At 63.1% G+C, this 25657-nt stretch carries 22 protein-coding genes and 1 pseudogene; 13 read left to right on the top strand and 10 right to left on the bottom strand.

The features are described 5' to 3' along the window. Positions 1-8 precede the first annotated feature (8 nt). The 6 genes from lpxK to LB520_RS10100 all read right to left on the bottom strand — a co-directional run bounded on the left by lpxK (position 9) and on the right by LB520_RS10100 (position 5670). On the bottom strand, positions 9-1037 hold the full coding sequence (gene lpxK, locus LB520_RS10125; RefSeq protein WP_224637437.1) for a tetraacyldisaccharide 4'-kinase: 1029 nt from the start codon (positions 1035-1037) through the stop codon (positions 9-11). A gap of 74 nt (positions 1038-1111) precedes the next feature. After that, positions 1112-2428: a lipid IV(A) 3-deoxy-D-manno-octulosonic acid transferase gene (waaA, locus tag LB520_RS10120; RefSeq protein ID WP_224637389.1), complete on the bottom strand. Its 1317-nt coding sequence runs from the start codon at positions 2426-2428 to the stop codon at positions 1112-1114. After that, on the bottom strand, positions 2425-3204 hold the full coding sequence (locus tag LB520_RS10115) for a lysophospholipid acyltransferase family protein (RefSeq protein ID WP_095767821.1): 780 nt from the start codon (positions 3202-3204) through the stop codon (positions 2425-2427). The genes waaA and LB520_RS10115 overlap by 4 nt, the downstream gene beginning before the upstream one ends. A gap of 5 nt (positions 3205-3209) precedes the next feature. Then, complete coding sequence (locus LB520_RS10110) at positions 3210-3455, bottom strand: DUF4170 domain-containing protein (RefSeq protein ID WP_041002569.1); 246 nt, start codon at positions 3453-3455, stop codon at positions 3210-3212. A 75-nt stretch (positions 3456-3530) separates the two neighbouring features. Further along, on the bottom strand, positions 3531-4340 hold the full coding sequence (locus LB520_RS10105; RefSeq protein WP_224637388.1) for a 3'(2'),5'-bisphosphate nucleotidase CysQ: 810 nt from the start codon (positions 4338-4340) through the stop codon (positions 3531-3533). Then, entirely contained in the window at positions 4327-5670 is a 1344-nt protein-coding gene (locus LB520_RS10100; RefSeq protein WP_224637387.1) for a TldD/PmbA family protein, read from the bottom strand. Before LB520_RS10100 ends, LB520_RS10105 begins: the two co-directional genes overlap by 14 nt. A 146-nt stretch (positions 5671-5816) precedes the next feature. On the opposite strand from LB520_RS10100, the gene LB520_RS10095 reads away from it, so the two are divergent. Both LB520_RS10095 and LB520_RS10090 read left to right on the top strand, forming a co-directional pair. Next, on the top strand, positions 5817-7772 hold the full coding sequence (locus tag LB520_RS10095) for a glycosyltransferase (RefSeq protein ID WP_224637386.1): 1956 nt from the start codon (positions 5817-5819) through the stop codon (positions 7770-7772). Then, positions 7772-8878: a glycosyltransferase family 2 protein gene (locus LB520_RS10090; RefSeq protein WP_224637385.1), complete on the top strand. Its 1107-nt coding sequence runs from the start codon at positions 7772-7774 to the stop codon at positions 8876-8878. The genes LB520_RS10095 and LB520_RS10090 overlap by 1 nt, the downstream gene beginning before the upstream one ends. A 2-nt stretch (positions 8879-8880) precedes the next feature. Here the strand turns inward: LB520_RS10090 and epmA are convergent, their stop codons facing one another. After that, positions 8881-9921: an EF-P lysine aminoacylase EpmA gene (gene epmA / locus LB520_RS10085; protein ID WP_224637384.1), complete on the bottom strand. Its 1041-nt coding sequence runs from the start codon at positions 9919-9921 to the stop codon at positions 8881-8883. Positions 9922-10050: 129 nt separating this feature from the next. Between epmA and efp the strand changes: the two genes are divergently transcribed. The 8 genes and pseudogenes from efp to LB520_RS10045 form a co-directional block, all read left to right on the top strand. After that, on the top strand, positions 10051-10620 hold the full coding sequence (gene efp, locus LB520_RS10080) for an elongation factor P (protein WP_095767917.1): 570 nt from the start codon (positions 10051-10053) through the stop codon (positions 10618-10620). A gap of 412 nt (positions 10621-11032) precedes the next feature. Next, positions 11033-12736 carry a type I secretion system permease/ATPase gene (locus LB520_RS10075; RefSeq protein WP_224637383.1) on the top strand — a complete coding sequence of 568 codons (1704 nt, stop codon included), beginning with the start codon at positions 11033-11035 and terminating at the stop codon, positions 12734-12736. A gap of 26 nt (positions 12737-12762) precedes the next feature. Then, positions 12763-14094: an HlyD family type I secretion periplasmic adaptor subunit gene (locus tag LB520_RS10070; RefSeq protein ID WP_224601806.1), complete on the top strand. Its 1332-nt coding sequence runs from the start codon at positions 12763-12765 to the stop codon at positions 14092-14094. A 106-nt stretch (positions 14095-14200) separates the two neighbouring features. Further along, positions 14201-15466: a calcium-binding protein gene (locus tag LB520_RS10065; protein ID WP_224637382.1), complete on the top strand. Its 1266-nt coding sequence runs from the start codon at positions 14201-14203 to the stop codon at positions 15464-15466. Between the two features lie 447 nt (positions 15467-15913). Continuing rightward, complete coding sequence (locus tag LB520_RS10060) at positions 15914-17122, top strand: calcium-binding protein (protein ID WP_224637381.1); 1209 nt, start codon at positions 15914-15916, stop codon at positions 17120-17122. A 377-nt stretch (positions 17123-17499) separates the two neighbouring features. Continuing rightward, on the top strand, positions 17500-18954 hold the full coding sequence (locus LB520_RS10055) for a winged helix-turn-helix domain-containing protein (protein WP_224637380.1): 1455 nt from the start codon (positions 17500-17502) through the stop codon (positions 18952-18954). 228 nt (positions 18955-19182) lie between these two features. After that, positions 19183-19566 carry a VOC family protein gene (locus LB520_RS10050; RefSeq protein ID WP_140840917.1) on the top strand — a complete coding sequence of 128 codons (384 nt, stop codon included), beginning with the start codon at positions 19183-19185 and terminating at the stop codon, positions 19564-19566. Between the two features lie 17 nt (positions 19567-19583). Continuing rightward, positions 19584-19759, top strand: a pseudogene (locus LB520_RS10045) (DUF899 domain-containing protein); the annotation flags it as partial. A 169-nt stretch (positions 19760-19928) separates the two neighbouring features. Here LB520_RS10045 and LB520_RS10040 read toward each other — a convergent pair. Further along, the gene (locus LB520_RS10040; RefSeq protein ID WP_224637379.1) at positions 19929-20594 is read right to left on the bottom strand and encodes an ArsR/SmtB family transcription factor; all 666 of its coding nucleotides are present in this window, start codon (positions 20592-20594) and stop codon (positions 19929-19931) included. Positions 20595-20701: 107 nt separating this feature from the next. Between LB520_RS10040 and LB520_RS10035 the strand changes: the two genes are divergently transcribed. From LB520_RS10035 to LB520_RS10025, 3 genes are all read left to right on the top strand, one after another. After that, complete coding sequence (locus LB520_RS10035) at positions 20702-21433, top strand: MBL fold metallo-hydrolase (protein WP_224637378.1); 732 nt, start codon at positions 20702-20704, stop codon at positions 21431-21433. After that, positions 21430-22692, top strand: coding sequence for an MFS transporter (locus LB520_RS10030; protein WP_224637377.1), 1263 nt, complete (start codon positions 21430-21432; stop codon positions 22690-22692). Before LB520_RS10035 ends, LB520_RS10030 begins: the two co-directional genes overlap by 4 nt. 107 nt (positions 22693-22799) lie before the next feature. Then, the gene (locus LB520_RS10025; protein ID WP_224637376.1) at positions 22800-23888 is read left to right on the top strand and encodes an acyltransferase family protein; all 1089 of its coding nucleotides are present in this window, start codon (positions 22800-22802) and stop codon (positions 23886-23888) included. A gap of 25 nt (positions 23889-23913) precedes the next feature. Here LB520_RS10025 and LB520_RS10020 read toward each other — a convergent pair whose 3' ends face one another. Together LB520_RS10020 and LB520_RS10015 are read right to left on the bottom strand one after the other, a co-directional pair. Next, complete coding sequence (locus tag LB520_RS10020) at positions 23914-24555, bottom strand: DUF5074 domain-containing protein (RefSeq protein ID WP_224637375.1); 642 nt, start codon at positions 24553-24555, stop codon at positions 23914-23916. Positions 24556-24651: 96 nt separating this feature from the next. Next, positions 24652-25656, bottom strand: coding sequence for a zinc-dependent alcohol dehydrogenase family protein (locus LB520_RS10015; protein WP_224637374.1), 1005 nt, complete (start codon positions 25654-25656; stop codon positions 24652-24654). Position 25657: the final 1 nt, after the last annotated feature.

Here is a 25657-nt window from a genome sequence, read left to right as displayed (position 1 = left end):
GACATGCATTAGCCCCGCATCTTGCGCAGGCGCCAGGCGTCGAGCGTCTCGTCGACGATGCGTTCGGGCACATGATCGAGCTCGAACACGGCCTCGATATCGAGCACGTCCAGCTGGGCGAGGAAACCGGCAGGCATCTCGCCATGGCGCAGCCGCGCGGCGTCCTTTGCGGTGGTGACGAGGCGCAGCCCCTCCTGCCGGGCGAGCGCCAGGAGGTCGGCAAGCTCGTCCTGGGCATAGAAATGATGATCTGGAAAAGCACGCGACTGAGCCACTTCGCCGCCAGCGACGCGCACCGTGTCGAAGAATTTCTCCGGATGGCCAATGCCGGCAAAGGCCAGGAAACGGCCGCCGGCGAAACGCGACGGGTCGGCCGGCTCGACATGCGCCAGGAAGATCGGCCGGCCGGCGCGCGCCGCCTGGCGCACGACGCCGTCGGCGGCGGTCCCCTCGCCCATCTTCAGCAAGCCGCTGGTGAAGACCAGCTGGTCGACGACCTTCGCGCGGAGCGGCCCGCCCGGGATAACGCGGCCGTTGCCGACGCCGAAGCGGGCATCGACCACGACCAGCGCATAGTCGATATGGATGCGCGCCGACTGGAACCCGTCATCCATGATCAGGAAATCGCAGCCACGTTCTTCGATGAGCAGCTTCGCACCGGCGGCGCGGTTGGCCGTCACCGCGACGGGCGCATGCTCGGCCAGGAGCAGCGGCTCGTCACCGACATGCTTGGCGGCGTCGTGATGCGCATCGACCACATGAGGCCTGGCGAACGAGCCGCCATGGCCGCGCGACAGGAAGCCTGGCGTGAGCTGCATGCGTCTGGCTTGCTTGGCCAAAGCGATGGCGACCGGTGTCTTGCCGCTGCCGCCGACGGTAAGGTTGCCGACGCACAGGACCGGCGCTGCGACCTTCTCGCGCGGCGCGTGGCGCATGCGACGGCCGGCGACCAGCCCATAGATCGCCGATGCGGGCGACAGCGCAAGCACGCGCCAGTCCGGCTTTTCCCACCAGAAGGGTGGCGCTTCGCTGGTCATCGCGCCTGCTCCATGCGTCTCGGTTTCGCGCATGGACTTTTCCAAAAATCGGTTCCGATTTCTGGGGTCATGATCTAGCGCCCGTTTGCGCCTTTCAGGCGCGCCTTGACGACCAGAGGCTGGATATAGGGCTCCAGCGATTTCAGCGTGCGGGCAAGCGCGCCGCGCATTTCGTCGACGGTGGCGGCACCCGCCGCCATCATCTCGTGGCGCGCCACTTCGTTGGTCAAAAGGAAATTGACGGCGCCGGCCAGCATGTCACGGTCTCGCACCAGCTTGGCGCCGCCGCTGTCGAGCAGGCGCTGATAGGCCTCGCGGAAATTCTGCACGTTACGCCCCGCCAGCACGGCGGTTTCGAGCATCGCCGGCTCGAGCGGGTTCTGGCCGCCTTGCGAAGTCAGCGAGCGGCCGACAAAAGCGATCTCGGTCAGCCTCAGATAAAGGCCCATCTCGCCGATCGTATCGCCGAGCAGGATGTCGGTATCGTGGGAGATGCGGTCGCCCTTGCCGCGCCTTGCCACGGACAGGCCCATGCCGGAAATCTGCGCGGCCAGCGCATCGGCGCGATCGGGGTGACGCGGCACGACGATGGTCAAGAGCCCATGATGGCGCTTGTGCAGGCTGGCATGGACCTCCGCGGCCACGACCTCCTCGCCATCATGGGTCGAGATCGCAGCCCAGGTCGGACGTCCGCCGATCTGGCGCTGCAGGGTGGCTAAGGCCCGCTCGTCGACCGGCGGCGGGTTGGTATCCACCTTGAGGTTGCCGGAAACGGTGACCGGCCGGGCGCCCAGCGCGCGGAACCGCTCGCCGTCGACATCCGACTGGGCAATGACGTGGGCAAGATTCTCGAACAGCGCCTCGGCAACGCCGGCGCGCTTCTTCCAGGACATGAAGGAGCGGTCCGACAGCCGGCCGTTGACCAGAACCTGCGGCACGTTGCGGGCGCCAAGCTCCAGGATGGTCATCGGCCAGATTTCCGATTCGGCGATAATCGCCAGTTCCGGCCGCCAGTGATCAAGAAAACGGCTTACCGCGGGCTTGAGATCGAGCGGCACATATTGGTGGATGATGCGGCTGCCGAGGCGCTCTTCGGCGACCTTGGCCGAGGTCACGGTGCCAGTGGTCAAAACGATGTTGACGCCATAGTCGAGGATGCTCTCGACCAGCGGCACCACCGCGATCGTCTCGCCCACGCTTGCGGCATGGATCCAGATCACCGGTCCTTCCGGACGGGGACGGCCGGCGATGCCATAGCGTTCTCGGCGGCGGACACGATCCTCCTTGCCGCGCGAGGCGCGCCAGGCGACATAGGGGCCGATCAGCGGATAGGCGGCCGCCCCCGCATAGCGATAGGCAGTCAGGGCCGCACGCGCCCAGCGCTCGCTCATTTGCCGCCGTCCACGAGGCGATAAGCCTCAGCCGTCGCGGCGTTGAGAGAGGCCGTGACCTCCTGCCGCTTGCGCTCCATCTCGGCATCATCGGCATCGGCGGGCACGAAGACAGGCTGGCCCACGATGACCGCGGAGCGGCCGAACGGCAGGTTGATGGTGGTCTTGTCCCAGCTCTTCTCCAGCACCTTGCGGCGGCTGGTGGCGATGGCCGAGGGCAGGATCGGCCGGCCGGAAAGCCTTGCCAGGAGAACGATGCCAAGCCCAGCGTCGCGCGGCGTGCCATTCGGAATGTCGGCGATCATGGCGACGTTCTTGCCGGTGGCGAGCGCCTTCCTCAGCGCGATCAAGGCCTTGGCGCCGCCCTTGTCCAAATGCCTAGAATTGTCGCGGCCGCCGGAGCCGCGCACCGCCTCGATGCCGAACTTCTCGATCATCAGCGCCTGGAGCTCGGCGTCGGCGCTGCGCGAAACCATGGCGACCAGCGGCCGGCCCTCGGGGTAATAGGCAGGGGTCAAAAGGTGCTGGCCGTGCCAGAGCGCGATGATGCCCGGCTCAAGATGCGCATAAGCGCCGCCGGCTACCCGGGTCGAGCCTTCGACGAGCGGGCTGGTGACGCGAATCAACCGCAAGAACCAGGCGAACAGGCTGGCGATGAAGTTCTTGACGAAACTCGACTGCGCCAGAGGCTCGCGGATGCGCCGCCACAGCGTGCGCGTTCCGCCGCGTCTGGCGGCGCGCGGCCGGGTCGCCCCTTTCACCGCTTCATGCTCCATCGACGTCAACCGCCGACCTTCGATTCTGGATCGAGCAAGCGGTGCAGATGAACAACGAAATAGCGCATATGAGCATTGTCGACACTTGCCTGCGCCTTCGCCTTCCAGGCGGCGTGCGCCGATTGATAGTCGGGATAGATGCCGACAATGTCGAGCGCGTCCAGGTCGCGAAACTCGGTTCCACCCAGCTTTTTCAGCTCGCCACCGAACACCAGGTGCAAAAGCTGCTTCTTTCCGTCTTCCACGGCCATGCCGATCCTTCGCAGATTCATGAGTTTTGTGAAACGTTTAGCCCAAAGCAGCCGATTTTGGAACTGCGGGCCGACTCACTCTTGGTCAATCCCCGCGATCACCCTGGCGAGCACGCCGAGCAGCTCGCCGCTGCCTGCGGCGAGCGCACCATGGTTGATCACCTCGCCGGCATAGCGCGGCGGCTTGCCGGTGCGGTCGAGCAATGCTCCGCCCGCCTCGGCAAGGATGAGGTCTGCGGCGGCGATGTCCCAGTCATGCGCGCTCGGCTTGACGAAGGTCGCATCGAGCTTTCCGGCGGCGATCATCGCCAGCCGATAGGCAAGCGAAGGGATGTAGGCCGTCCGCCGCAGCCTGTCCTGCCATGCCGGCGGCATCAAGTCGACCAGCGGCTTGGGTCCGCCGATATCGACGCTTTCGCCCAGCGGGCGCACATAGATACGCTTGTCGTTGAGATAGGCGCCCTCGCCCGGCAGCGCCCAATAGGTCTCGCGTTTGGCCGGGCATTCGAGCACGCCGGCGAGCGAGCGCCCGTTCTCGACCACTGCGACGCTGACACACCAGGAATGCAGGCCGTCGAGAAAGCCGCGCGTGCCGTCGATCGGGTCGACCACGAAGGTGCGCCGGGCCGACAGCCTGGCATGGTCATCGGCGGTCTCCTCCGACAGCCAGCCATAATCCGGACGCAGCCGGAGCAAGGTCTCGCGCAGGTAGGTATCGGCGGCGTGATCGGCCTCGCTCACCGGCGAGGTGCCGCCCTTCATCCACACCTGCGGGTTCTTGCCGAAATAGCCCATGGCGATGGCGCCGGCCTCGCGGGCGGCATCGCGCAGCAAAGCGAGGTCGTCGCGGGCCTCGCTCGAGGTCAATTGGTCAAGCGCCGGCAAGGGTCATCCCTTCGATCAGGAGCGTCGGCGCCGCGGTGCCGAAATTGCGGTCGAGATCGTTCGCCGGAACCATGTTGAGGAACATGGCCTTCAGGTTCGAGGCGATCGTCACCTCGGCGACCGGATAGGCCAATGCGCCGTTCTCGATCCAGTAGCCGGAAGCGCCGCGGCTGTATTCGCCGGTCACCATGTCGACGCCCTGGCCGAATACCTCGGTGACATAGAAGCCGCTCTTTAACGACGCGATCAGATCTTCCGGCGAGCGCTCGCCGGGCTCGATGGCAAGGTTGGTCGAGGACGGCGAAACCGACGAGCCGCTGCGCGAGCCTCGCCCGTTGGTGACGAGCCCGAGCTCTCGCGCGGCCGAGGTGGACAGGAACCAGTGATTCAAGATGCCCTTCTCGACCATCAGCAGCTTCTCGCCCTCGATGCCTTCGCCATCGAAGGGGCGCGAGGCCTGGCCGCGCCGCCGCAAAGGCTCGTCGGTGACGGTGATCGCGGCCGACGCCACCTGCTTACCCATCATGTCGCGCAGGAAGCTGGTCTTGCGGGCGACCGCGGCGCCGTTGATGGCGCCGGCGAGATGGCCGGCTATGCCGCGCGCGACGCGCGGATCGAACACCACGTCGATCGGGCCGGTCTTCGCCTTGCGGGCGCCGAGGCGGCGAACGGTACGTTCGCCCGCCTTGCGGCCGATCTCTTCCGGCGTGTCGAGGTCGGCGAAATGCTGGCGCGACGAGAATTCGTAGTCGCGTTCCATCGCCGTTCCCTCACCCGCAATGACGCTGGTCGAGCGCGAGAAACGCGAGGCGACGTACTGGCCGACAAAGCCATGCGATGTGGCGAGAACCAGGCCGCCCAGGCCGGCGCCGGCGCTGCTGCCCGAGGAATTGGTGACGCCCTTGACGGCCAACGCGGCCGCTTCGGCGGCAAGTGCAGCTTCCTTCAGCTCGTCTGCCGATACCTCTGTCGGGTCAAAGAGGTCGAGATCGCGCAAATTGCGGGCAAGCAGCGCGGGGTCGGCGAGGCCCTGGAACGGGTCTTCGGGCGAAACCCTGGCCATCGCCACGGCACGCTCGGCGAGCGCCTTCGGGTCGGATGCGGCGGCGGTGGCCGAGACGCTCGCCACACGCTGGCCGACGAAGACGCGCAGCGACACGTCCTCGCTCTCCGATGATTCGGTGCCTTCGACCTTGCCCAGCCGAACCGACACGCCGGCCGAACGGCCGCGCACCGCCACCGCGTCGGCCGCATCGGCGCCGGCGCGCCTGGCGGCCTCGACGAGCGCCGCGACGCGATCGGTCAATTTCGCTGCGAGCTTATCGGTCATGCGGTTGTTCCTGTCTGTTCACGCAGTCTGTCAGGTCGGGATCACGCCCGCACCCATCCATTGATGCTCACGCACCGTCTGCGGATGCTCACGCACTATCTGCTGGATGCTCATGCACCATCTATTGTTCCATTGCCGCTTGTGCAATGGGCTCAGGACAATCAGGATACCGCGGCCAAACCGTCCAAAGCGACCGGAAGGGGTTCCGATCGCTGGAACAGTGTCTCGTTCTGACGAAATGGGCTTGGCCGCGCGCGCTTCAGCGCCGGGCTGATGGGGGAAGGATGGATTATTTTGTCGACGGAGAGTTTACCCATGACTGGACCTCCCATCACCTGAAGCTTTGGGAGGAGCTTCTCGGCGACAAGGCCGGCACGGCGACGGCTGTGCTCGAAATCGGCTCGTTCGAGGGGCGTTCGGCGCTGTTTTTCCTGCAATTCCTGCCAAAATCCCGCATTACCTGCGTGGATAGCTTCCAGGGCAGCGAAGAGCATCTCGAGCCTGGCTCGAAGCATGAATCTGATATGGCCGAGGTCGAACGACGCTTCGACCGCAACCTTAAGCCCTTCGCCGGCCGGGTCGAGAAACGCAAAGGCCATTCGTTGACGATCCTGCCAGGCCTTGCCGGCGAAGGACGGCTGTATGACGTGGTCTATGTCGATGGCGACCATTCCGCCACCTCCGTTTACAGCGATGCCCGACTGGCCTGGGACCTGCTCGACAATGACGGTGTCATGATCCTGGACGATTACCGGTGGAGGCCGGATCTGCCGACGGCCAGGCGTCCCCAGGCAGGGATAGAAGCTTTCCTGAGCCAGGTCGCCGGGGATTACGAGCTGTTGCACCGGGGCCAGCAGATCGTCATTCGCAAGAGCGAGATCGTCGCGGCCAAGTCATTCACGATCGCCGGCCGCGACATTGACGGGCTCGCCGGCGGCGCGCTGTCGCCGCCGCTGGTCAGCTTCGTCGTCATCAACTGGAATTACGGCGGCTATGTCGGCGCGACGATCGATTCCATACGCAGACAGGACTATCCGCATTTCGAATGCATCGTCATCAACAACGGCTCGACCGACGACAGCGCGCAGGTGATTGCCCGGCATGTCGAAGGCGATCCACGTTTCCGGGTCGAGGCGCTGGCGCAGAACCACGGCCAGCTCGGCGCCGCGCTGTGGGCTCTGGACAAGGTGAACGGCGGATTCGTCACCTTCGTGGACGCGGACGACGTGCTGTTCGACAACTACGCTTCAACGCACATCCAGGTGCATATGGCATTGCAACGCAGCGTCGGCTTCACTTCGGCCAACGTCGCAGAGATGGACTCGACAGGCACAGCCCTGACGGCCTCGTACCAGCAACTCCGGCTGAACAGACCGGGCGCGCAGCGAGGCCTGCGAGGTGAGCGGACCGTGCTGCGGCTGCCGACCGTCTCCCCGTCGCAATACCGGCTCCTCGACGCCAGCACTGCGACCATACCGCGTGCGCACGTCGGCTGGTTCTGGGCGCCGGGCAGCGCCAACATGTTCCGCACCTCGGTCCTGCATCTGCTGCGGTTGGACGATGGCAGCAAACCCTTGATGACGTCGGCCGACGGCTATTTCAATACGATATGCCATGCGGTTGCCGGCAGCGCGCTGATCGACATGCCCTTGTCCGGCTATCGCCTGCATTCAAGCAATTATTTTGCCACGGGCGAAAGCGTGGAGGGCATTCGCACCGGAACCAGGGAATACGCGGCCAAATTGCAGAAATTCACATATGAAAGCGTCAAGTATCTGATCGAAGGAAGCGAAAGGTTCGACTGGCTTTTAGGAGGCGAGTTCTGGCCGGTCGTGGACCGGGTCACGCGAGAAAACCCCGACAGGTTGCGCGACTATTTCAGCGACGAGATCGCGGTCGAGATATTCAAGCGCAACGCGCCGCAATTGAGGTCTGTTTTCGGGGCCAGGAGGTTCGGCAGAGAGGTGCTGGCCCGGTTTTCCGGAGCCCAGGCAAGATCCATCCTCAGAGCCGGTTTCGGAGGCCGAATTCCAATGCGCGTCCTCTCGAAGTCGCTGTTGCGCGATGTCCGCATCTCGCTGAGGATCGGACGGAAGCGATAATGACCGCGCCGAAGATCAGCTTCGTCATCATCAACCACAATTACGGCCAGTATGTCGGCCAGGCGATATCGAGCGTTCTGTCGCAGGATTACGCCGAGTTCGAATGCGTTGTCCTCGACAACGCCTCGACCGACGACAGCCGCGATGTCATCGCGCGATTCGAGAATACCGACCCCAGGCTGGCGTTTGAATATCTGAATGACAACCTGCACCAGATGGGCGCGTTCCTTCACGTTCTGGATCGCCTGGCGGGCGAATTGGTCTGTATCGTTGACGCCGACGATTTCCTGTTCGCGAACTTCGCGGCCTTTCACGCCCAGCTTCATTGCGATTGCCCGACGATCGGCGCCACGTCGGGCGGCGTTCTTGAAACCGATCATGCCGGGCGGCCGCTGTCTTCTGGTTTCGCATGGTTGCTGCACCGCAGAGTGGGCAGCCCCCTTGATCTCCCCCGTTCACACTCAGATCACATGATTCTGGGACGACGGGAGCGCGAGCTGCTCGGGCAACAGTCCACGGTGATAGAGCCTCACGAACCCGGCTGGCACTGGTCGCCTGGTACGGCGAACGTGTACAAGCGGCATTATCTCGTCCGATGCAAGCCATCCCTGGCTGTGGTCGGCAATGCCGCGACCGACAACTATTTCATGCCGTTCGTGCATGCCTTGGCTGGTTCGGCCTGCATAGACCTTCCGCTTTCGGCCTACCGAATTCACGGAGGCAACGTGCATGGCGCGCAGCCCTCCTTGCCGAACTTGAGGACATTCAGCAAAGCCGCCCATCAGCGTTCGCGCGTGCGGCGAAGTGCTATGGTGCGCGAACTGGCCTCACGTGCCCGGGATTTTGTGTCGACCCACGGACATGCTTTCTGGACCCTGATGGATGCTCCCAGCGTGCCGGACGGGATTTCGTTGAAGGCATATTTCAACGACCCTGCAATTCAGGATATTTTGGCTGATCACTTCGACGAGATCCTCGCGGCATGCGGAGAGGCCGAGACGCGCGAGGCGTTACGCGCTCGCATGGGCCGCAAAGGCTACAAGCAATTCCTGGCCTTGCAAGGTCAGAGAAAATCGCGACCTGACTCAAGGGCCGACGGCGGCTAAGATCACGCCACCGGCGCCCAGATCACGTCGTCGACCCTTGCGGCTCCCGTCGCCAGCATCACCAACCGATCGAAGCCGAGGGCCGAGCCGCTGGCTTGCGGCATGATGGCCAAAGCGGCAAGAAAATCCTCGTCCAGCGGATAGCGCTCGCCATAGACGCGCTCTTTCTCATCCATCTCGGCGGCGAAGCGGCGGCGCTGTTCGGCCGCATCGGTCAGCTCGCCGAAGGCGTTGGCAAGCTCGACGCCGCAGCAATAGAGCTCGAAGCGCTCGGCGACGCGCGGATCTTCATCGCTCGGCCGGGCGAGCGCCGCTTCCGAAATCGGATAGCCGTATAAGATGGTGGCCCGCCCCTGCCCCAGCACCGGCTCGACTTTTTCGACCATCACCCGGCTGAACAGGTCGGCCCAGTTGTCGTCGGGCGCAGTGCGCAGGCCGGCGCGGACCAGTGCCTCGTGAAGGGCGTCGCGGTCGGTGCTGCCGTCGGCCGATACGGTCGTGAGCAGGTCGATGCCGGCATGGCGCAGGAAAGCCTCCGCCACGCTCAGCCGCTCCGGCTCGGCGAGCGGATCGGCCTCGCGGCCGCGAAAACGGAAACTCTTGGCGCCGGCTTTTTCCGCGGCGAGCGCCAGGAATTCGGCGCAGTCGGCCATCAGACGCTCAACTGTATCGCCGACGCGGTACCATTCAAGCATGGTGAACTCGGGGTGATGCAGCGGCCCGCGCTCGCGGTTGCGCCAGACCGGGCCGAGGCTGAAGATGCGTTCCTCGCCGGCGGCGAGCAGCTTCTTGCAGGCGAATTCCGGCGAGGTGTGGAGATAGAGCTGCCGGCGCGATGCGTCGGGCCCGATCGCCTCGGTGGCGAAGGCGGCGAGATGCGCCTCGTTGCCCGGCGAAACCTGCAGGGCCGACGTCGTCACCTCGATGAAATCGCGCTGCGCGAACCAGCCGCGCAGGGCGGCGGCGATGGCATTGCGCGCCATCAGCCGGGGCCGGCGGTCGGCATGAATATGCGGCGTCCACCAGGGCGAAGCGGCGGTCATGGGCAGGAAAATCGCCCGACAGGCTGGCGGTTCGGCGCAAGATGCGCTAGGGCGCACGCGATGGCCGCCGTCGCCGCTTCGCGGAAATCGACGCTTGCAGGCCGAAAAACTCGAACGGGATCGAATATCGTGGTCAAGGTCATCGCCAGTTCCTTACGCAAAGGCAACGTCGTCGATAAGGACGGCAAGCTTTATGTCATCCTCTTTGCCGAAAACATCCACCCTGGCAAGGGCACGCCGGTGACCCAGCTCGACATGCGCCGCATCGGCGACGGGGTGAAGGTCTCGGAGCGCTACCGTACGACCGAAATGGTCGAGCGCGCCTATGTCGAGGAGCGCGAGCACACCTTCCTCTATTCCGACGGCGAAGGTTTTCACTTCATGAACCCGGAAAGCTACGACCAGGTCGTGGCCTCGGAAGCCGTGGTCGGCGACATGGCGCCCTATCTGCAGGAAGGCATGGCCGTGCAGCTCGCGCAGTTCAACGGCGTGCCGATCTCACTGGTGCTGCCGCAGCGCGCCACCTTCGAGGTGGTCGACACCGAGCCGGTGACCAAGGGCCAGACGGCGTCTTCGTCCTATAAGCCGGCGATACTCTCCAACGGCGTGCGCACAGCCGTGCCGCCACATATCTCGGCCGGCACGCGCGTGGTGGTGATGACCGCCGACGGTTCTTACGTCGAGCGCGCCAAGGACTGAGATTTTAGGGCGATTTGAAATGGCTCGCCTGAGCACAGGCGGGCCTGCAATCACACATAGTTGGCTTTTTTGACCCGTATCCGCCAGTTTCGCCCGCGGACGATCGCTTTACGCCTCACTTCAGCCGCGCGAACCACGAATGCCGGCACCTGAAAGCTGAAATAATGTTGGCACCGAAGGCCCGCGCCGCCTCATGGGCATCTGCTGATTGCCCAAATACCCAGCGCACGCTGCGTTTTATCAAAGGCAGCTACACGAACGTTTAGCGAAAGGCGAGGCACGCTTGTATCGCCGCATCATTCCTTTGATGGATTTCAGAGGCCAAAAAGCAAGATAGCGTGCGGCGCGCGGAACGGGCGCGGTCGCCGTCATGCAAATAAGCAACAAACAGGCTCCTGCTCTGCAGGCAGTGATGAAAGAGGCCAAACGCGCCATAACGCCGCTTATCTGGTTCAGCGGCGGCATCAATATACTGATGCTCACCGGCTCGTTCTACATGCTTCAAGTCTACCACCGGGTTCTGTCCAGCCACAGCGTGGAAACTTTAGCAGCGTTGTCGTTGATCGCCTGCGCGGCGATCCTGACAATGGCAGGGCTCGAAATGGTACGCGCCCGCCTGCTGTCAACCGTAGGCGCCTGGATGAACTCGAGGCTGGCCCCAGTCCTGTTGACCGCGTCAGTAGAGCAGTCGGCCGCCGCGCCGGGTCAAGGCAGCACGCGGTCTCTGCGCGATCTCGACCAAGTGCGGAATTTCTTCACCAGTCCGAGCATCTACCCAATTCTCGACGCACCGTGGGCGCCAATCTTCTTCATCGCCATCTTCTTCATGCATCCGTGGCTCGGCTGGTTGGCGCTGGCCGGCGGGTGCGTGTTGTTTGTGCTGGCATTGCTCAACGAACTCACCACCCGCAAACCGCTGACAGAGGCCGGCAATGCGCAGGCACGGGCTTTCACCCAAGCCGAGTCGGCAGTCCGCAACGCCGAGGTCGTCCAGGCCATGGGCATGCTGCGGCCGTTGCTCGACAGTTGGCAAGAGCAGCAGGATGAAGCGAGCGCCGGACAAGTCGCCGCCGGTAACCGCGCCAGCGCCATCGCGTCTGTCGCACGTTTCTGGCGGATGGCCTTGCAAATGGCGGTGCTCGGCCTCGGCTCTTACCTGGTGCTGCAAAACGAGGCCTCTCCCGGCATCATGATCTCATCCTCAATCTTGATGGGCCGCGCGCTGGCCCCCGTGGAGCAAGCGATCAGCACGTGGAAGGCGACACTTGGGGCACGCGCCGCTTACAAGCGTCTCACCGCGTTTGTCGGCCAGCGACCCGAGGCCAAAGCAGTGTGGTCTTTGCCGCGCCCACAAGGAAAGGTCGAGGCAGAGAGTATTGTCCTCGCCCGGCAGGGTGGCGGCGAGCCTGTCTTGAAAGGCGTGAGTTTCCAACTCAAGCCCGGTGAAGTGATGGCGCTCATCGGCCCGAGCGCATCCGGCAAGACAAGCCTGGCCCGCGTTCTCGCCGGCGCTTGGCGCCCATCAGCCGGTCGCGCTTTGCTCGACGGCATGGACGTCGCCGAGTGGCCCGCCGAGGACCGTGGTCGGCACGTCGGGTATTTGCCGCAGGACATCGAGTTGTTCGCCGGCACGATCACCGAGAACATCGCCCGCTTCGCGAAGCTCAGTCCCGCGGTCTTCAACAGCGTGATCAAGGCCGCGCAACTGGCGGGCGTTCACGAATTGATCAAGGGCTTGCCGAAAGGCTACGAAACTCAAGTAGGGGATTCAGGCGCATCGCTGTCAGGCGGACAGCGCCAACGAATCGGGCTGGCGCGGGCACTCTACGGCGATCCGACACTCATCATCCTGGACGAGCCGAATTCCAACCTCGATCGCGAGGGCGAAGACGCCCTGATGGCCGTGATCGGCGCGGTCAAGGCGACGGGCACTACGATGATCCTAATCGCACACCGCCCAAGCATCATGGAGAAAGTCGACAAGGTGCTGGTGCTCAATCAGGGCAGACAAGAATTATTCGGGGCGCGTGACACGGTCTTCAACGAACTCGCCGCCCGCGCCAGGAGAGTGGCCCAGCTGCCCAACACCCATCACGTCACGGCGGTCACGTCATGACCTGCGCAAACCCAGCAGACGACGATATGAACATAGTCGCTCTCCCCCAGCCACTGCCACCCCCGCCGACGTTGCAACCGCTCCGTCTCAGAGCCGTCACGAACGCCGGTTTCTCAATCATGTTCCTGTTCTTCGGCGTGGCCGGCGGCTGGGCGGCCCTGGCACCGCTCGACAGCGCGGCGGTGACGACCGGAGTGGTCAAGGTCGACGGCGACCGCAAACTCATCCAGCACCTCGAGGGCGGCATTATCGCCGAACTGGACGCCGTCAACGGCGATGTCGTCAAGAAGGGCAAAGTGCTCATCCGTCTCGACAACACCCAAGCCAAGGCTCAACTGGACTCGATCCAAAACAAGATCGCCACACGCGAGGCACTCGTCGCCCGTCTCCGGGCCGAACGCGACGGCAAGGACACGATCGAGTTCGACCAGGCATTGCTCGACAACCCGGACCCTGCCGTCAAGGACGCGGTGGCCACCCAACGTGACGTCTTCAACGCGAAGCACCGCAACCTGAAGGACGAGAAGGCAATCCTCGACGAACGCCGCCAGCAGACCGCCGAGCAAATTACCGGACTGCAACAGCTTATCGCGACCGAGGACAAGCGGATCGCGGCATTCGCGAATGAGAACAAAGACCTCGAGACTTTGCTCAGCAAGGGGCTCACCACCCGCGAACGCAACCTGACGCTCACCCAGCAACAACGCCAGACCGAGGGAGAACGCGCCACGAATGTCGCATCGATCGCCCGCGCCCGCAGCTCTATCGCCGAGATCGACATGCAAATCCTCAACCTTACAACTCAACAGTTGAACGAGTCAGTTGACGAATTGAGCAAGGTCGAAGCGGAGCTGTTCGACTTCCGGCAGCAAGCGCGCGCGGCCGAGGATGTCCTCAAGCGCACCGACATCACCGCGCCCGTCGATGGAATCGTAATGGACGTGAAAGTCCACACGGCGGGCGGAGTGGTGAAACCCGGCGACACGCTGATGACGGTCGTGCCGCTCGGCGAGAAGCTGGTTGTCGAGACCATGGTCAAGCCCGAGGACGTCGAGACGGTCGCCCCTGGCCAGACGGCCTATGTCAGCTTCCCGGCCTTCGCCAAATACAACCTGCCGCAGCTCAGCGGAGTTGTGGAAACGGTGTCGGCCGATCGATTGGTGGATGAGCGCACGAACGCTGCTTACTTCTCCGCGACGGTGATCATCAACAAGAGCGAACTGGCCAAGCTTGACGGTCGCCGGCTTCTGCCGGGCATGACGAGCGAGGCCATGATCAAGACCGGTACCCGCACGGTCCTGGCTTATCTCGCCGAACCGCTCACGCAAAACATCCGTCGCTCTTTGCGCGAGAAATGACGTAAAATTGCGTAATCATCTGTGAATAACGTGCGTATCATTCTCACTATACCACACTATAGAGTTTATCGCACACAATTGTGTTCGCGATAGGGAGGTGAATACCATGACTAAGAAGCCAGACTTAGTATCAATTGGCCCGGATTTCTCGTCGTCGAGCGCCAGTGTCGACTTGAATCTGCACGCCCAAACAGTCCAACTCGAAGAGAACATCCCGCCGAGCGCGACAGTCACCAACGAGGCCGCTTATTTCGCCGGCGGCATCGCCTACACCACCGACTTCACCAACCCCACCGGGGATTATCTCCGTGTTTACACCGGCTCGGAATTCTCAGACCGAATGATCGGCGACGATCTCCTCAACCATCTTCTCGGCGGCGGCGGCAACGATTTCATGTACGGCGGCGGCGGTGACGATTGGATTGAAGGCGGTGACGGTAGCGATTCTATTGCCGGTGACGCCGGCGACGATTCCCTCTACGGCAACGCCGGCGACGACACCATCAAAGGTGGTGACGGTAACGACTTTATCAGAGCCGGTGACGGTAACGATATCATCAACGGCGGGGCCGGTGATGACGCCATCTATACCAGTGACGACAGCCAAGCCCACTACTCCCCCGGTGTCGACATAGTCAATGGCGGTGGCGGCAACGATTTTATCAGGGCCGGCCGTGACGGCGGCATATTCAATGGCGACGCTGGCAACGACACCATCACCGGCAGCGAGGGCCAGGACACTATCAACGGCGGGGCCGGCAACGACACCCTCTACGGCGACAACGGCGCTATGAATCACAACAGCACCGACACCATCCACGGCGGTGCCGGTGATGATTATATCGAAGGTGACGTCATGTTTCTCCCGTCCGGCAGAGCTAACTTCCTGTACGGTGACGGGGGCAACGACACCATCGTCGGGTTTATCGGTGACGACACCATCAACGGTGGGGCCGGCAACGACACCATCGAAGGGGGTAGGGCAAATTTCTCGATCAATTCCGGCAGCGACACCCTGACGGGCGGCGGGGGTAACGACACCTTCGTCTTCCACAGCCACACCTTCGTCGCCGGCCAACATGACGTCATCACCGACTTCAAACACGGTGACGATAAGTTCGACCTGAGGGACACTCACGACACCGCGTTCCTGCAAGGCCCCACCTTTAACTCGGCACAGTCGGCTATCGATTATCTCCACGCGCACAATCTCTCTGTCGAGAGTACAGTAGTAAAGGTCATCGACGGTTCTGCCGTCGACCTCGTCAGTTTTAGCGACGACGCCGGCACTCTCGACCTCAACGTGTCGGTAAGCGCATCGGCGGCGGCGCATATCACACAGGCGGACTTCCTCTTCGGCGCTCTGGTGTAACCTCCAGTGAGGGGCGGCGCACAAGTCGCCCCCCAACACCTGATAGTGAGATACACGTATGCGGACAGAGGTAGGGAGTGCGCGGTTTAGGGGGTACCCGCAGCGGTATCAGAGCCGACCTGGCCGCCTCCATACACCTCGGCCTCGGGCGGCGATAATACAGACGGCTTCCAAATCTCCGACGGGCTCGGCGGCGTGGACAAAGTCTGCTGTCGGGTATGTCGAGCGAGGCCATGATCAAGACCGGCACCCGCACCGTGCTGGCATATCTTGCCGAACCGCTCACGCAAGATATCCGTCGCTCATTGCGCGAGAAATGAAATCTTCAACAGCTCCGTACGCATCCTTTTCACAACAAAGGAGACCCAGACCAAAGACACATATTTCATATCCGCAGTGTAGCGCCACAACGCGCACAATCTTGTGCACAACAGGGAGATGAATACCATGACTAAAAAGCCAGTCTTAGTATCAGTCGGCCCGGATTTCTCGCAGTCGACGGCGAGTGTCGATCTGAATCTGCACACCCACACAGTCCAACTCGAAGAGAACATCCCGCCGAGCGCGACAGTCACCAACGAGGCCGCTTATTTCGCCGGCGGGACCGCATACACCACCGACTTCACATACACCGGCACCTGGTTCGGTTCGGCTTTCTCGGACCGAATGATCGGTGACGATCTCACCAACCTATTTTCCGGTGGCCCCGGCAACGATTTCCTCCACGGCGGCGCCAGTGCCGACGCCCTCAACGGCGATGACGGCAACGACTTTATCACCGGCGGGGCCGGGGATGATCTTCTCGACGGCGGTGCCGGCAACGACACGATCAATGGCGGCGCTGACAACGACACACTCCGAGGCGGGATCGACAGCGACGTGATTCACGGCGGCACCGGGAACGACACTATCTACGGCGGCAGCGGGATTCGCCCGAGCGACGGTCAGGATCACACTCCCGGCGACACGAACGACACACTCTACGGCGGTGCCGGCAACGACACGATCTTCGGCAACGCCGGGGACGACTATATCGAGGGCGGTGCCGGCAACGATACCCTCTACGGCGACGACACCGCCACCTCCCCCACCAGCGGTAACGACACTATCCACGGCGGTGCAGGCGATGACGTGGTAGAAGATAGTCGCGGTACCAACACCCTGTACGGCGATGCCGGGAATGACTTGATATTGGGGGGAGACCAGAACGACACCATCTATGGCGGCAAAGGCGCCGACATCATCCTCGGCGGCGCAGGCGCGGACTGGATGTCGGCGAACAATGGCATCACCACGGGGGACGGCGCCCAGGACACCTTTGTCTTCTTCTCGGGCGAATCATCGGCGACCGTGCAGGACACCATCCAGGGATTCAAGCATGGCGAGGATAAAATCGATCTGCATGAATCGCGGCACGTCGCTTTGATCCTTAACGACGCTCCCGGTACTAGCGGAACTTTCGCCTCGTCTCAGGCAGCTCTCGACTATCTTCACGCACACAACATATCCGCCGAAGGAGCAGTGGTGAAAGTCGACACCGGAAGCAGCGGGCTCATTGTCGGTTTCAGCGACGACGCCGGTACAATCGACCTAAACGTGGCGGTGGGCGAGACGGCGGCAGCTCACATCACCGAATCAGACTTCCTTTTCGCGTAGAAAAGTTGCGCCTGTAAAACTTGCAGTGGAGTACGAGCGCCAATTCTCGGTTACTGAGGTCAGCCCATTTGGAACGCGGCGCTCTGGGGAGGCAGCTGCATAATGCCGATAACAGAGACCCTCCCGACGCCGATCGAGAAGGCTGGCTGGCTGGCTGCGCGACTATCCCGCCCTTGAACCGAACCCAAAGGCGGGCATCGGCAGCGCCCGGCGCCATGAGCAGAGTTGCGCCATAGCAAATTGATGACGCACTTTCCCGGAAAGTTCGCCGTTAGATTTGCGCGGCGCCGGAACTGTTCCGAAATTTCCGAAAAGTCTACTATGCCTGCATGCACGGGACTCGCATCGCTTTTGGTCCGTTCGTACTCGACCCCGACATGGGGACGCTCCTTAGAGAGGAGATCCCGGTCGCTGTTGGGCATCGTGGACTGACGCTGCTTGCTGCACTTGCGGCACGGCCTGGCGAGATCCTGACCAAGGCCGAACTGCTGGATGCTGCCTGGCCGGGAACCGCCGTCGAGGAAGGCAACCTTACCGTTCAAATCGCGACACTAAGAAAGGCTCTCGGTCCGGCTGATAATGGCGGTGAGTGGATCGCCACGGTGCCTCGCGTCGGCTACCGCTTCACCGGGACTGTCAAGCCGGTGGCGAGCGCATCCTGCAAACCGATACCGCCGTCCGGCAAGCCTTCGATCGCGGTGCTGCCTTTTGCCAATCTGGGCGGCGATCAGGACCAGCAGTATCTCAGCGACGGCATAACCGAGGACATAATCACGGAGCTGGCCAGGTTTCGCTCCCTCCTCGTCATCGCGCGCAATTCGTCTTTTCAATTTCGCCATCCGGCAATGGACATTGCCGAAGTACATCGCAAACTCGGAGTTCGCTATCTCGTCGAAGGCAGCATAAGAAAACTCGGTGATCGCATTCGGATCACCACACAGCTGATCGACGCCGCCACCGGCACCCATCTATGGGCCCAACGCTACGATCGGGCCCTTAACGACATCTTCGCGTTGCAAGACGAGGTTGCGGCGCTTATCGCCCCGACGGTCGAAGGGCAAGCGGAGGCCGAATCGGCGACCCGCACCAGACGCAAGCCACCCGCCGATTGGGATGCATACGACTACTACCTGCAGGGGCGCGCGCACTTTTACCGATATGAACTGGAAAAGTCTGAGCCCCTCTTCGTCCGGTCTGTCGATCTCGATCCGACATTCGCTCAAGCCCACGCTTTCCTCGCGCAGGCCCTCGTCGGCAGATTTTGGTACGACAACGATCCGCGGACGCTACAGAAGGCCTGGGACTCGGCACGAACGGCGCTCTCTCTCGACAGAAGCGATGGCGTCTGTCACCAGAGCATTGGGCTGGTGCTTACACACATGCGCCAGCATAGCGATGCCGGAGTGCATTTTGAGCGAGCGCGCTCGTTGAACCCGCTAGACGTGAATATAGCGGGGGATTACGCAAGCTGGCTCAACTACGGCGGACGGGCCGAGACGGCGCTCAATGTGCTCGAAACCGCGCTCCTGCGCGAGCCGTTACCTCCGGTGTGGTTCTGGGAGGTGAAGGGCAGCTCTCTGTTCCTGCTTGGAAGGTACTCGGAAGCTGTCGCTTCGTATCGGAAGGCCGGTGACCAATTCTTCATCCATGCCTTCCTCGCAGCGTCATACGCACATTTGGGCGAGATGGAGAAGGCGCGCGCTGAGGTTGAGGAAGCACTAACAAGGAAACACGAGCTGACCATCCGGCTGATTTCAGGTCTCCCGTTCACCGATCAAGTCGCCCTTGAGCTTTTCACGTCAGGCTTCAGAAAGGCCGGTTTTCCCGTGTGAACGTATCTACGATCCCAGCCTATCTCGATTTTTGGTAAACACGCGGACGATCCTGATGCCCCGCAGGACAGCAGGTCCGCCTGCAACCAAGCGAGCCACGGTCAGCACGGTTGCCCGCCGCCTGGATGTTAGGCTCTCACCCGAAGCGATAAGGAGATCCTGCCCGCGATGACAGATACAAAGTGGGTGACCTTGGCCCCAAAGCCCGGCTTGGCTAGACTTCGAAAGATGCTGGACGCCATTCACCACGTCGCGCTTATCTGCACCGACTACGATCGGTCGCGACGGTTCTATGTCGAGCTCCTCGGCCTGGACCTGATCCGCGAGGTCTATCGGGAGGAGCGGCAGTCCTGGAAGGCCGACCTGCGGATCGGATCCGCCCAGCTGGAATTATTTTCCTTCCCGGCCCCAGCGCCGCGGCCGTCTTATCCAGAGGCGACAGGGCTGCGGCACTTGGCGTTTGCTGTGGGGAACCTTGACCTCGTAGTCGCGCGCCTGGAAGCCGCCGGCGTTGCCGTAGAGCCAATCCGGATCGACCCATATACGGATCGGCGCTTCACCTTCTTTAGCGACCCGGATGGATTGCCGTTGGAACTCTACGAAGAGCAATAAAGTGCGTTTATACGACAGTCTGGGTATCGCACGACGGAACCATTCGGCACTTCGGGGGGCGGAGCTAGGTTTCGAGTCAGCCGATCCAGGCAAAGACCCGACAACCGAGCCGGACTTGATGATGCTGTGGAACGTCCTGGACTGGGCGCCGGAAGGTCGCGGGACCGACTGGTACCCGAAGGTCACCTACTAAGCGGTCGAGATGGTTGGCCAGGAGTCTGGCGTTGCGGAAAAGGGTGGAGACCTGCCAATCCGCTCACGGCTCCGCTTAAGGCATTCGCGATGTTGTCATCAAGCGTCTGCAACTGGCGCTCAGTGGCACGTCGACGCGCGAGCGTTCGGCGCTGTCCAACTGGCCGCGATCAGGTAACCACTTCCACCGGCAGGCCGGCGGCTTTCCATTCCGGCATGCCGTCCTCCAGCCGGCGCGCGGCATGCCCGAGCGCGCGCAGCGCCGCGACCGCCTCGAAGGACATCACGCACCACGGGCCGCGGCAATAGGCGACGATTTCGCGGCCGACAGCGGCGTCGGCCGACCAGGCCCTGACTTTCCCCAGCGGGACATTGATGGCGCCCGGCACATGGCCGAGCGCGAACTCGTCTGCCGGGCGGACGTCGATCAGCGTCACCAGTCCGTCGCGCATCAGCCTCTGAAGCTCGTCGCGCGTGACCGGCCGCATGTCGTCGCGCGCGTCGAAATAGCCGCGCACGATGCGGTCGACCTCGGCGAGCTGCCGCTCGGCAACGCCGCGCACGGCGGCGAAGGCGGAAAGCACGCTGTCATCGGCGAGCGAATAGCGCACGAATTTTCCATCGCGCTCGGCCGAGACGATGCCGGCGCGGCGCAGCGCCTGCAGATGCTGAGAGATGTTGGCGACGGGCAGGCCGAGCTTCGCCGCGAGCGCCTCGACGCTGCGCGCGCCTTGCGCCAGGTGCTCGATCATTTCCAGGCGCAGCGGATGCCCGAGCGCCTTGGCGACGATCGCGAACTGCTCGTAAAGCGCCTGCTTCGGATTGCGGATTGACATCGACCTTTCTACCGTCATTCAATGGAATAATTGAATGACGGTCTCGACCATTGCTGTCAAGCAGAGCGGCTCCCCGGGGCGCAGCCGCTCGTTCGGAGGAAAAAGCGATGATTCTCAGGCAGTTCCTGCACAACGATCCGGTTGCCGCCTCCTATCTGTTCGGCTGCGGCGGCAAGGCTTCCGCGGCCGTGGTCGATCCGCTCGGCGACATCGCGCCCTATGTCGAAGTGGCGCGCGCGACCGGCATGCGCATCCTCTATGTCGTCGACACGCATATCCATGCCGACCACATCTCGGCCGGACGCTCGCTGGCCGAGGCGACGGGCTCGGAATACGTGCTGTTCGAGGGGGCCGAAGCAGGCTTCCCGTTCCGGCGTGTCAAGGATGGCGAGGTGCTCGAGCTCGGCAATGTCACGGCGACGGTCTTGCATACACCCGGCCATACGCCGGAGCATCTGAGCCTTTTGGTCACCGACCGGACGCGGTCGGCCGAACCGTGGTTCGTGCTCACCGGACACACGCTGATGGTCGGCGATCTCGGTCGCACCGAGCTTGCTTCAAGCGCCGAGGACGGGGCGCGCGCGCTTTATGCCAGCGTGCGCCGCCTGAAGGAACTGCCCGATCATATCGAGGTGCTGCCTGGCGCCTATTCCGGCTCGGTCTGCGGTCGTTCGCTGAGCGGCAAGCCTACATCGACCATCGGCTTCGAGCGACGCTTCAACAGGGCCTTCCGCATCGAGGACGAGGGTGAGTTCGTCGCCGCCATGACTGCCGACATCCCTCCCCCGCCGCCGCAGGCCGCCCGTACCCGGGCCGTCAACGCCGGAGCGAAATCTTGAACATAGCGGCGTCAGCCGTCGCGCTCGGTCTCAAGGCCAACTGGAAGCAGTTTTCGCTCCTGGTGCTGATCAATGCCTTTGTCGGCGGCATGGTCGGCATCGAGCGGACCGTGGTGCCGCTGATCGGCGCGGAGGAGTTTGGCGTTGCCTCGACCACGCTGGTCGTCTCCTTCATTGTCAGCTTCGGCGTGGTCAAGGCTTGCGCCAACCTTGTCTCCGGCCAGCTTGCCGACAGATGGGGCCGCAAGCGCGTCCTGATCCTCGGCTGGCTGTTCGGCCTGCCGGTGCCCTTCATCATCATCTGGGCGCCGAGCTGGGGATGGATCGTCGCCGCCAACGCGCTGCTCGGCATCAACCAGGGCTTCGCCTGGTCGATGACGGTGATCATGAAGGTCGACCTGGTCGGGCCGAAGTCGCGCGGGCTCGCCGTCGGCCTCAACGAGTTCGCCGGCTACCTCGCCGTCGGCGTCACTGCTTTCCTGACCGGCTATCTGGCGAGCCGCTACGGCTTTCGTCCCGTGCCGATCTATCTCGGCGTCGGCTACGCGATCCTGGGTGCGGCGCTGTCGATCCTGCTCGTGCGCGACACGCGCGAGCATCTGCGGCTGGAGCTGGCCAACCATCCAAGACAGGCTTCCCCGCTCGGCTTCCGCGAGATCTTCATGCTGACCTCGTTCGGGGATCGCAATCTGTTCGCCGCCTCGCAGGCCGGCCTGGTGAACAACCTCAACGACGGCATGAGCTGGGGGCTGTTTCCGCTCTTCTTCGTTGCCAATGGGCTAGGCATCGAGCGCATCGGCATTCTCAAGGCGGTCTATCCGGCGGTGTGGGGCATCCTCCAGGTCGCGACCGGGCCGTTGAGCGACCGCTGGGGCCGCAAGGGGCTGATCGTCGCCGGCATGTGGGTGCAGGCAGCGGGGCTTCTCACCACCGCCATGACGCGCGATTTCGGCTGGTGGCTGCTGGCGAGCCTTTTGCTCGGTCTCGGCACGGCAATGGTCTATCCGTGCCTGATCGCGGCGGTCTCGGACGCATCGCATCCCTCCTGGCGGGCGCGCTCGCTCAGCGTCTATCGCTTCTGGCGTGACCTCGGCTATGCGATCGGGGCGCTGTCCGCCGGCCTGATCGCCGACTTCTTCGGCTTCGTTGCGGCGATCGCGGCCATTGCCGCATTGACCTTCCTATCGGGTGCGATCGTTGCGGTGACGATGCGCGAGCCGCGTTCCGCCGCCGTGGTTCCGACATCGGGCGATCGTTGAGACCGCCTCGGAAACGAAGGCCGTGTTTACGTTAATGGAAGCTTGATGCTGCGCGGGATGTGCCTGTCCGCTACAATCTGAACAGGTACATTTCCTCGAGATCGTTCATGAGCAACCCGAACCGCATGCCGTGGGTGGACACGGCAAAAGGTCTTTCCATCATTCTGGTGGTGATGATGTATGCCGCCTACAACACCGGTGAATACACCGGCGGCGTCGGCTTCCTGCATTATGTCATCGGCTTCGCGACGCCGTTCCGGATGCCGGAATTCTTCCTGATCTCGGGCCTGTTCCTGTCGCAGGTGATCGACCGGCCATGGCGGCGCTATATCGACCGCCGCGTCGTCCACTACTTCTATTTCTACGTGCTTTGGGCGATCATCTCGATCGGGCTGAAGATCGGCATCTTCAGCCGCGACCCCGCCGGCATGCTGCATGATCTCGCGATGGCCGCCGTCCAGCCATACGGCGTGTTGTGGTTCATCTACATGCTGGCGGTGTTCGGGATCGTCATCCGCGTGCTGCGCGAGCTTCGCGTGCCGCACTGGATCGTCATCTTGGCTGCCGCTGCGCTGCAGATGTGGGCGCCGAAGCCGGACAGCTACGCGCTTGAGCAGTTCGCGGCCTATTTCGTGTTCTTCTACCTCGGCTTCGTGCTCGCGCCGCTGATATTCCGGCTGGTGGAGTGGACGCAGGCACGGCCGGCGATCGCCGTTCTCGGCCTGCTCGCCTGGGCGATCGTCAACGGCCTGCTCGTCTATTCGCCCGGCTATGCGATGCAGCCGGTCGGCATGCAGATGGGACTGGCGGCATGGCCGCCGCTGCATCTGTCGCTTGCCGTCGCCGGCGCCGTGGCGCTCTGCGTTGCCGGCGGTTTCCTGTCGAAATTCGCTTCCATGGAATGGCTGCGCTGGCTCGGCGAGCATTCGCTGGTCGTCTATGTCGCCTTCACCATCCCGATGTCGATCTTCCGGGGCGTCATGCTGGCGAGCGGTCTCCTGACCGATACCGGCATGCTGAGCCTGGCGGTGCTGCTGGTCTCGGTCATAAGCCCGGTGGTGCTCTACTTCATCGTCCAGCGCGTCGGCTTCGGCACCTTCCTGTTCGAGCGGCCGGCCTGGGCGCATTTCGACAGGCCGACAGCCGCCAAGGCCTCCAGCAAGCCCATGACCCGGCCGGCACGCGAGGCGGCCTGACCGGGCCGCCCGTTCCGGCCATCCGTTATTTGCCAGCGTCGTATCCCGGCCGGCGCACGGCCCTGATCTTGCCGCTGCTGCCGCCGCCGCAGAAGAAGCAGCCGTCGCCATCGGATTCCAGTCCCGACACACCGGAGGGCATCGCTACCTCCTGCAGCACGTCACCCGTCTCGGGATCGATGCGCAGCAGATCGCCCTCCTCACCTTCCCAAGTGGCATGCCAGAGTTCGCCGTCGATCCAGGTGACGCCGGTGACGACGCGTTTCGACTCGATGCTACGGATCACCTCACCCGTTTCAGGATTGATCTGGTGGATCTTATGGGCCCTGTATTCGCCGACCCAGAGCGAACCTTCGGCCCAGGCCATACCTGAATCGCCGCCATTGCCCGGTGCGGGAATGGTGGCGACGACCGCGCCGGTCTTGGGGTCGACCTTGTGAATGCGGTCCTCGGCGATCTGGTAGAGGTGCTCGCCGTCGAAAGCGGTTCCGGCATGCGAGGCGACGTCGATCGATCGCACGATGGTGCCACTCTCCGGGTCGAGGGCCTTCAATTTGTCGCCGGTGGCAAACCAGACATTCTTGCCATCGTAGGTAACGCCATTGACGCGCTCGGTGTCCGGAAAGGGTCCATATTCGCGCAGGATCTCGGCAGCGGCTCTTTTCATCTTCCAATCCTCATCGGTCTCTTGTGTCAGCTTCGACTTTAGCCGCTCTGCTGCAACCCCGGGAGCAACAACACAGTCGGGAATTTATGAACCGCCTCACAGCTCGATGCAGATCTTGCCGAAATGCTTCTGGCTCCCATACGCCCGGAAAGCCGAGGCAATATCGCGCAGCGGAAAGCTACGGCCGATAACAGGCCTCAGGCCGTTGGCCGTTATCGCCCGGATCATATCTTCCTGGTCAGCTCTGCTGCCGATAGAAATTCCATTGATGCGGATCTGATTGGAAAACAGCGCCGGGATCGGCACTTCTGCGGCAAAGCCGGTCAACACGCCGATCAGCGCGATGTGGCCGCCCATCCTGCAGGCCGTTATCGACTGCGCCAGCGTGCCGGGGCCGCCGACCTCAACCACGTGATCGACACCGCGTCCATCGGTCAGGTCCCTGGCCTTCCGGCCCCAGTCCGGCACGGCCTTGTAATTGATAAGATGATCGGCGCCGAGCCGCCTGAGCTTTTCGAGCTTGTCATCGGAGGAAGATGTCGCGATGACACGGGCGCCCGCCATCTTGGCGAACTGCAGCGCGAACAACGACACGCTGCCCGCGCCGAGGACCAGCACCGTATCGCCAGCCCTCACCTGACCGCACACCACCAGTGCCCTCCAGGCGGTTACCCCGGCGCAACTGAGTGTAGCCGCCTCCACATGGGTGTAACCCGCCGGCGCTTTCGTGAAAGCATGCCACGGCATCGAGGCATATTCCCTTGCATAGCCATCGACATCATCGCCCAGTTCGCCCTGCTTGGTGGCGGGCGTAGCCTCGCCACCCAGCCAATTGGGCCAATAGCAGCTGACAACGGCATCGCCGGTCTCGAATGCGTCGACGCCCTCTCCGACGGCAATCACCTCGCCAGCACCATCGGACAGCGGAATGCGGCCGTCGGCACAGGGCTTCTTGCCCGTTGCAACCATGCTGTCGTGGAAGTTCAGCGAGCATGCCCGGATTCGGACCAGCAACTCGCCCGGTCCGGGCTCGGGCCGATCCTCCTCGACCAGCGTGAGTTGTTCTAGGCCGCCGGGCGCTCTTAATCTGATCAGTTTCATG

It is taken from the genome of Mesorhizobium sp. CA12, assembly GCF_020165255.1.
Classification (GTDB): Bacteria; Pseudomonadota; Alphaproteobacteria; order Rhizobiales; family Rhizobiaceae; genus Mesorhizobium.
The sequence above is the reverse complement of the archived record's forward strand: the minus strand, read 5'-3'. Positions and strand labels throughout refer to the sequence as shown.